This window comes from Pseudonocardia nigra (genome assembly GCF_019396355.1).
GTDB lineage: Bacteria > Actinomycetota > Actinomycetes > Mycobacteriales > Pseudonocardiaceae > Pseudonocardia > Pseudonocardia nigra.
This window is the reverse complement of the sequence record NZ_JAHKRK010000284.1, coordinates 1-8,046: the sequence shown is the minus strand read 5'-3', so window position 1 is coordinate 8,046 and position 8,046 is coordinate 1. Positions and strand designations below refer to the sequence as shown.

The window sequence follows — 8,046 nt, the reverse complement described above, 5'->3', positions numbered from 1 at the left end:
GGCGCTCCCGGCGCAGGGCCTCGACCCAGTTCCGCAGGGTCTCGTGGTTGATCCCTAGCTCGCGGGCCACGTCTCGGATCGAGCGGCCACCGTCCAACGCCAGCTGCGCGGCGTTGCGGCGGAACTCCTCGGGTACTTGCTTCGACGCCCCATCGCGCGTCCTCCTCCTCGGCTACTGCCAAGTCTGGAGGTGTCCGGCCAGCGGGGGTCACTTCACCAGCCCCATCCATCCTGCCCTGTCTCTGCGCGTCAGCTCGCCGTTCCGATGCCAGACGGTGTGCTCGCATGCCCTTCCCTCGGTCGCCGCGTTTCACCAGCACCTGCCCGGCAGGAACAGAACAGTGGCACGGGCGCAGCTGGCTGCGGGGGCGGTTCACGGAACTCGTCCGCATCGCGGTTCGGTCGTGCCTACTCGTGACCTTCACGGCGACTCCGGAGGTCGCTTCCGGTCTCGCAGCGGTGGCTGTCGGGGTGGTGCCATGCGAGGCGGGGATGGGCTCGTAGGTCCTGGATGTCGGTGGGGATCGGTGCCGCAGCCGACAGCGCGAGCGCGGAGGTGACCGCGGCGGTGCTGATCGCGAGCGCCGCGGCGGTGCGCGGTGCGCGGCGGGGTGTGGTGGCGAGGGTGTAGCCGGCGAGGGCGAGCAGGAAGAGTGCGAGCGCGGCGGGGATCGGGGCGGGGATGAAGTGCGCGGTGATGTGGAAGGCGAACGCGTCCATCCAGTAGTCGTGCGGCTGGTCGGCGGCGAGGAAGAGGATGTCGGGGAAGGCACTGTAGAGGTGGCCGAGGAACCCGGCTTCCCACGGGGCCGCCCCCGTGCCGACACCGATGGTGGTCGCCATCATGTCGGGGCGGGCGCGGGTGGTCAGCCGGGCGAGGGTGAGCACGGCCAGCCCGAGGGCGCCGCCGATGAGTCCGTGCAGCCAGTAGTGGAACTCGCCGTCGAAGCGCGCGTACTGGGTGTAGAGCAGGATCTCGGCGAGGACCACCGCGATGACGGCCAGCCGGGTTCGGGCACGGATCGCCCTCAGGCCACCCGGGCGGCGTCGACGAGCACCTGGATTTCCGCGGTGTGCTCGGCGGGCGCGGGGTCGAAGGTGCGGTAGCGCAGCTGCCCGCGCCCGTCGACGAGGGCGTAGCCCGGGCCGACCCGGCCGGTGGTGGTGAGCAGGGCGTAGCGGGCGGCCAGCTGGGGGTTGCTGCTGTGCACGATCTGGGCGCCGTCGAGGTCGGGGTCGGCGCAGCGGGGGTCGCAGAACAGGATCACCGCCGGAGAGCCGGGTGCGACGCCGAGCTGGTCCAGGGCGGGGGCGGGCTGGTCGAGGTAGAGCAGGTCGAGTTGCCGGAGCCCGGTGATCGGGGCGAGGTCGGCGTCCGGGGAGGCGAGGTAGCCGAGGGCTCCAATGCTGGCGGCCGCGGCGACCGCCGCAGCGGCCAGCCAGCGTGGCGACGTTGTCTGGCGTCGCGTCACGACCTCACCCCTTCCTCCGTTGTGGTCCCGCTCCCGGCCGCTGCCGCCGTGCTGGGCATCAGGCGGTGGCGCGAACGGGCGTCTCCTGGTCTGCGTGGTGGTCGGGGCGGTTGCGGCCGACGCTGCTGATGGTCTGGAACAGCAGGGAGGGGCGGGTGCCGAGGGAGTTGATGAAGATGGCGGTGACGGAGGCGGCCATCGCGACCATGGCCCAGACCGGGTAAACCAGCCCGGTGGTGGCCAACGGGACGCCAATGCCGTTGAAGGTGAACGCGAGCGCGACGTTGGCCTGGGTACGGCGGAACGCGCGGGCGCTGATGTCGCGGGCGTCGAGGATCGCGGCGACCTCGCTGCGCAGCAGCACGATGTCGGCCGATTCCACGGCGATGTCGGTGCCGCCGCCGGCGGCGATGCCGACGTCGGCCTGCATGAGGCCGGGGGCGTCGTTGATGCCGTCGCCGACCATGGCCACCCGAGTCCCGTCGGCCTGCAACTGGCGCACGATCTCTACCTTGCCCTCCGGGCGCACGCCGGCGTGCACGGCGGTGATGCCGAGCTGGTCGGCGACCCGGTGGGCGGCGCGCTCGTTGTCGCCGGTGACCAGCACCGGCTCCAGCCCCGCCCGGTGCATCCGCGCGACCGTGTCGGCGGCGTCCGGGCGCAGCTCGTCGCCGAGCGCGATCGCGCCCACCGGTGTCTGGTCGAGGGCGACGACGATGACCGTGTGCCCGCCGGCCTGCCGCTGGTTGACCTTGCCGGTCAGCGCGGTCAGGTCGATCCCGGCGTCGGTGAGGAACTCCGGCCGGCCCACCAGAACCTGCCGGCCGTCCACGGTGGCCCGGACCCCGGAGCCAGTGACGGACGCGAAGTCCTGCACCTGCGGCAGGGCCAGGCCGAGGTGCTGGGCGGCGGTGACGACGGCGCGGGCCAGCGGGTGCTCGGAGCGGTGCTCCGCGGCCGCGGCGAGGGCGAGCAGCCGGTCGGTGTCGCCGTCGCGGGCGTCGAGGTGACGGACGCTGGGGCGGCCCTCGGTGAGGGTGCCGGTCTTGTCCAACACGATCCGCCGCACCAGCCGGAAGGTCTGGAACGCCTCCCCGGTGCGCATGACGATTCCCCGGTCGGCGGCGGCGCCGGTGCCGCGCACGATCGCCAGCGGCGCGGCGATCCCGACCGCGCACGGGTAGCCCATCACCAGCACCGACAGCGCGGCGAACACCGCCCGGCGCACGTCCGCCTCCCCTGTCAGGCCCCAGCTGCCGACCAGCCAGCCAATAAGGGCGAGCGCGGAGGTGGTGAGCACGGTCGGGGTGTAGACGCGCAGGATCCGGTCGACCAGGTGCAGGATGCCGGGTTTGAGCGCGCGGGCGCCCTCGACGTGGCGCACCACCTGGGCCAGGAACCCCTCCGCGCCGGTGGCGGTGACCTCGATCGTCAGGCTGCCGGTGCCGTTGATCGCCCCGCCTACGACCTCCTCGCCGGGGCCGCGTTCGGCCGGCACGGGTTCCCCGGTGACCAGGGCCAGGTCGATCGCCGAGTGCCCGTCGCGGATGCGCCCGTCCAGGGGGATGCGCTCGCCGGGCCGCACCCGCACCAGCTGCCCGACCGCGACCTGCTCGACCGGGACCTCGGACTCCGCCCTGTCGGCGGCCACGACCCGGGCCAGGTCGGGCTGCAGGTCGAGCAGCTTCTTGACCGACTGGCTGGAGCGGGTCTTGACCAGCAGCGACAGCCACTCGGAGAAGATGTGGTAGTTCGCGACCAGCACCGACACCGCGAAGAACGCGGCGGTCGGATAGTCCGGCAGCAGATCGGTCAGCCCGATCACTCCGCCGGCGATGCCGGCGAACGCGCCGACCTCGAGCAGCACGTGCTGGTTGAGGATCCCGCGACGGGCGGACTGATACGCCATCCGCAGGATGTGCGGGGCCACCCCGACCACCACACCCACCGCGAGCAGCCCGGCCAGCCACCCGATCACCGGCTCGGACAAGAGCCCAGTGGCGCGGGCGATCAGCGCGGCCACCCCCGGGGCGACGATGCCCAGCGCGCCACCCACCGCGCGGGCCCGCCCGGTGGGGCGCAGCAGCGCATACGACAGCGGCACCATCAGCACCACCACCGACGCCGGCACCAGCACCGACCAGATCCCGGACACCTCGGCGATCAGCCCGATCGCGGTCAGGCTGGCCGCGACCGCGGCCAGCAGCCGGGCACCCTCCCGGACCAGGTCACGTTCCTCGTCCTCGAACGGGCGCAGCTTCCGCGGGTCATACAGGTCGTAGCCGACATCCCGCAGCGTGCCCAGGATCTCCTCGGGCCTGACCCGGTCCGGGTCGTAGTCGACCAGGGCCTGCTCGTGGGTCAGGCTCACCGACACCATCCCCACCCCGGACATCCGGCCCAACGCCTTCTCGATCGTGCCCGTGCACAACGAGCAGTGCAGCCCCGCGATCCGCGCCCGGATCCGCCGCTGCCCCGGCGTCGTGCTCGGCTCGGTGTCCCACAACTGCGGGCGTTCCTGCGTGCTGGCGGTCATCAGCTCGCCTCCCAAGGACGACGTGGTAGCCAGCGAGGTCAATCCGCTCGGCGAGCGCTGCCGGGTCGGCCAGTTCGGGGCCGAAGGTGACGTGGACCCGGCCGCTGATGTGGTCCGCGGCGACTTCGCGCACGCCCTCGACCCGGCGCAGCACGTTCGCGATGCGCTGCTCGCAGCCGCTGCACGACATCCCCTCGACCTGCATCACCAGCGTCTCCATCGCGCGACCCTCCCTGCTTCTGACCTGCGGTTATCGCTGTCGGACCGAGGTTAGAACCTTGCCCTCGGGGTAAGGTCAAGGCGAAGCGCACACCTACGGGAGGAACACGATGGGGATGACGGTCGGCGCGGCCGCCGAGGCCGCCGGAGTGAGCCCGAAAGCCGTGCGGCTGTGGGAGTCCAAGGGGCTGCTGCCCCCAGCGCAGCGCACCGAGGCCGGCTACCGGCTGTTCACCGACGAGGAGGTGGGCGTGCTGCGGTTCATCCGCCAGGCCAAGGCCCTCGACCTGTCCCTGGGCGAGATCAAGGACATCCTCGACCTACAACGCCACGGCGCCACCCCGTGCCGGCGGGTCACCGAACTGCTCGACGCCCACCTCGCCGAGCTCGACCGCACGCTGGCCGACCTGCGCGCGCTGCGTCGCTCCCTGACCGCCGTACGCCGCGCTGCCAGGGAGAGCCAGCGCCGCGGCGAGGACGCCCTGATCTGCCAGATCATCGAAACCGCACCCACGACCACACGCTGAACCGACAGCTACCCGGGCCCAGACCGGTTGACGACGAGCCCGGCGAGGCGGCGTTCGACAACCCGCCCCGCCGTTGCCGCGCTCAGGCCGAGGCCATCGCCCGGCACTGCTCGGCGCAGCGCCGGCACGCCTGCGCGCAGGTCTGACACGCGGCCGCGTCGAAGCGCTCACACTCCGCCGCGCAGGCCTCGCAGATCTCCGCGCACAGCTGGCAAACTCGGTCTGCCCAGCGCGAGCCGCGGGACAGCAGCGTCACACACAGCGCGCAGATCGCCGCGCAGTCCAGACACAGCCGCGCGCACTCGGCCATCGCCGCATCGTTGACGCAGCAGGTGTAGGCGCATGCCTCACACGCCTGCTGGCACTCCGCGCACGCGTCCACACACGCCTTGTTCGCCTCGTCCACGGTCGCCACAGCCATCACGAACCTCCGATTGTCCGGATCAACCACACGCGGCCGCGGCCCTACGCGATTGCGTCGGACCGTGAGCCCTGCGCGTCGCGCACGCTAGGAGGTTCCCCATAGGGCAAGGTCAAGACCGTTCCCAATCCGGGCCCTGCCAAACCACCCCGTCGGGGCAACCCTGCACGCCGTACGCGTGCTTCCACGACTTCCTCCGCCAATCACGAGGAGGGCGCCTCGGAAGGCAGCTAGCGACCCGAGGCTCAATGCGATCGCCTACCGGCTCGTTCGTACTCCTTGAGGAAGGCCTGAATCGCCTCGAGCTCGCGGGTCAGCTGCACCCGCCAGCCCTCGAGTTGCTCCGCGCCGGCCTCTGTGAGGGCGTACACCCGGCGGGCGGGACCAGGGTCCGAGTGGTCCCAGTGTGAGCGCACCGCGCCGTCGACTTCCAACCCTTTCAGAGCTCGGTAAACCAGGCCCGCATCCTTCGGCGTCTTCATCCCGGGAAACACCGCAGAGAGCCGTCGTGCCAAGTCGTAGCCGTGTGCGGGCCCGGAGCGGAGCAGCAGCAGCAGAACCGCCGGCCTGGTGAACCGCCACCGGCGTTCGCTGTGGCCCTGCCCGGGAGGCGCACCGCCCCCATCGTCGGGCCGGTGCTCATCCATCCGCCCGCGTGAACCCGTCACCGCGACACCGTCCGTTCCGACCGCTCGCGCCCACACTGGCCGCTCGCCCCATCCGGCGTCGTCGCACCCCTGGGAGCCGCACGGCCAGCTCCAGATGGCGCAGCGCCGCACTAGATGTGTTCATCATATAGCTGGCAATGCATCGCGACACCGGCCTGATGGCTGGCTTGGCCACGGGTTCGCCACACCACGGCCAGCTTGTCGAGACACCGGTATCGACGATCTGGCGGCCGCGCGCCGACCACGGTGGGCAAAGGCCGCTCCGGAAGCACGGAGCCGTCTCCGCCCCGAACCAGTCTGATGTGGTCAGCGACGCAGCTCGGCGAGTTGACGGTCGATCCGCGCCCTGGCCTCCTCGAGCTCGGCGATCTTCTCCTTGTCCGAGCTGCTCCGCGGGCTCGCACCGCAGCCGCAGCTGCCGTCGCAGCCACAACCGCAGCCCCCACCGCCGTCACAGCCCTGGGCGGCCAGCAAATTCTCGTTGTTCTTGCTCATCGCGATACTCCCATCCTCGACTCCTGTGTCGGTCACCGGGGACGACGCACCATCCAGGCAACCGCAGAACGCAGCGTGCCCCCGGCACCCGCAGCTCGCGCCCTGCCCGAGCGGTCGGCCGACCTTCGTCCTAGCTACTGCAACGGCAGTTATGGCGTGTCGTGGGATGCTGACCGCTGTTCGGCGGTGATGATCACCGCGTGGTGGATCTTGCCGGGTGGGTGGCCTCGTTGGACGCGGTGGTGGAGCTGATCGCGGGCCGTTTCGGCAGGTCGGAGCCGCGGCAGCGGGTCGGAACCTACCTGCGTGGGCTACTCGCGGGCTTGGAACGCAAGAACGGATGGACCCTCGCCGAGCACGCCGGGGCGGTGTCACCGGACGGGATGCAGCGACTGCTGCGCACCGCGGACTGGGATGTCGATGGAGTTCGGGACGACCTGCGCGGCTATGTCCTCGACGAGCTCGGCGACGACGGGTCCGGGGTGTTCGTGGTCGACGAGACCGGGTTCGTGAAGAAGGGCGTGCGCTCGGCCGGAGTGCAGCGCCAGTACACCGGCACCACCGGGAAGATCGACAACTGTCAGCTCGGGGTGTTCCTCGCCTACGCCTCGTCCCGGGGCCGGGCGTTGATCGACCGCGAGCTCTACCTGCCGACCTCGTGGACCGAGGACCGGGAGCGGTGCGCCCGCGCCGGGATTCCTGCCGAGGTCGGGTTCGCGACGAAACCGCAGCTCGGGATCGCCATGCTTGAACGTGCCCACGACGCCGGGGTACTCACCGAGTGGTCGTGGGTGAGTGCGGACGAGGCCTACGGGCAGAACCCGACCTTCCGCGCCTGGCTGTGCGAGCGGCGGATCCCGTTCGTGCTCGCCACCCGCAACGACGACATGCTGACCAGCCCGGATGGGCACCGCCGCCAGGCCAAGGTGCTCGCCACGATCGCCGGGGCCCGCGACCCCGACACCGGGGCGGCAGGGTGGGAGCGGCGCTCGATCGGCGCCGGCGCGCACGGCGAGCGGGTCTACGACTGGACCGCCGTCGTCCTCGACACCGCCGGAATGCCAGCCGGGTGGGGGCACTGGCTGCTGGTCAGACGCCAGACCGAACCCGGCGAGGGCACGACGGTGCGCGAGTTGGCGTTCTACCGCTGCGCCGCACCGGCGACCACCCCGCTGCGCGAGCTGGTCCGGGTCGCCGGAGCCCGTTGGGCGATCGAGGAATGCTTTCAGACCGCGAAGAACGAAGCCGGACTCGATCACTACCAGGTCCGATCCTTCAGAGCCTGGTACGCGCATGTCACCCTGGCCATGCTCGCCGCCGCCTACCTCGCCGCCACCCGCGCTGCAGAGCACACACGACCGGCGGAAAAGGGGGATCCGCAGCCAGCGGCTGCACGCTGATCCCCCTATCGGCCAACGAGATCCGCCGACTCCTTGCCGCCCTCGCGCTCAGCCCGCCGACCTGCATAGATCACGTCATGCACTGGTCGAGGTGGCGCCGAGCCCGGCAGCACCAAGCCCGCGCCTGCCACTACCGCCGCCGCGGCGAACGACCACCGGACTGATCAACTGCCGTTGCAGTACTAGAGCGTGTCCCGTGGATCATGCGGGTCGGCTGCGGTAGATCTCTTCTGTGCTTGATCGCCACGACTTGACCGACGCGGAGTGGGCACGGCTGGAGCCGTTGCTGCCCGACCGGACACCGCGAC

8 protein-coding genes and 2 pseudogenes are annotated in these 8,046 nt (G+C 71.4%); 2 read left to right on the top strand and 8 right to left on the bottom strand.

Annotation, left to right across the window (positions count from 1 at the left end):
• The 5 genes and pseudogenes from KME75_RS47200 to KME75_RS44380 all read right to left on the bottom strand — a co-directional run.
• A pseudogene (locus KME75_RS47200) lies at positions 1-127 on the bottom strand (transposase); the annotation flags it as partial.
• Between the two features lie 281 nt (positions 128-408).
• Positions 409-990, bottom strand: coding sequence for a hypothetical protein (locus tag KME75_RS37790; RefSeq protein ID WP_219419741.1), 582 nt, complete (start codon positions 988-990; stop codon positions 409-411).
• Positions 991-1,028: 38 nt separating this feature from the next.
• Complete coding sequence (locus KME75_RS37785) at positions 1,029-1,472, bottom strand: hypothetical protein (protein WP_219419740.1); 444 nt, start codon at positions 1,470-1,472, stop codon at positions 1,029-1,031.
• 58 nt (positions 1,473-1,530) lie between these two features.
• Positions 1,531-4,008, bottom strand: coding sequence for a heavy metal translocating P-type ATPase (locus KME75_RS37780; RefSeq protein ID WP_219419739.1), 2,478 nt, complete (start codon positions 4,006-4,008; stop codon positions 1,531-1,533).
• 82 nt (positions 4,009-4,090) lie between these two features.
• Positions 4,091-4,198 (bottom strand): annotated as a pseudogene (locus tag KME75_RS44380) (heavy-metal-associated domain-containing protein); the annotation flags it as partial.
• 139 nt (positions 4,199-4,337) lie between these two features.
• On the opposite strand from KME75_RS44380, the gene KME75_RS37770 reads away from it, so the two are divergent.
• On the top strand, positions 4,338-4,754 hold the full coding sequence (locus tag KME75_RS37770; RefSeq protein WP_219419738.1) for a MerR family transcriptional regulator: 417 nt from the start codon (positions 4,338-4,340) through the stop codon (positions 4,752-4,754).
• Between the two features lie 82 nt (positions 4,755-4,836).
• Here the strand turns inward: KME75_RS37770 and KME75_RS37765 are convergent, their stop codons facing one another.
• From KME75_RS37765 to KME75_RS37755, 3 genes are all read right to left on the bottom strand, one after another.
• Positions 4,837-5,175 carry a four-helix bundle copper-binding protein gene (locus KME75_RS37765; protein ID WP_219419737.1) on the bottom strand — a complete coding sequence of 113 codons (339 nt, stop codon included), beginning with the start codon at positions 5,173-5,175 and terminating at the stop codon, positions 4,837-4,839.
• Positions 5,176-5,420: 245 nt separating this feature from the next.
• Positions 5,421-5,843, bottom strand: coding sequence for a PadR family transcriptional regulator (locus KME75_RS37760; protein WP_219419736.1), 423 nt, complete (start codon positions 5,841-5,843; stop codon positions 5,421-5,423).
• Between the two features lie 306 nt (positions 5,844-6,149).
• Positions 6,150-6,338 carry a hypothetical protein gene (locus KME75_RS37755; protein ID WP_219419735.1) on the bottom strand — a complete coding sequence of 63 codons (189 nt, stop codon included), beginning with the start codon at positions 6,336-6,338 and terminating at the stop codon, positions 6,150-6,152.
• Positions 6,339-6,538: 200 nt separating this feature from the next.
• Here KME75_RS37755 and KME75_RS37750 point away from each other — a divergent pair, with 200 nt between their 5' ends.
• Positions 6,539-7,738, top strand: a complete 1,200-nt coding sequence (locus tag KME75_RS37750; RefSeq protein ID WP_219419734.1) for an IS701 family transposase — start codon at positions 6,539-6,541, stop codon at positions 7,736-7,738.
• Positions 7,739-8,046: the final 308 nt, after the last annotated feature.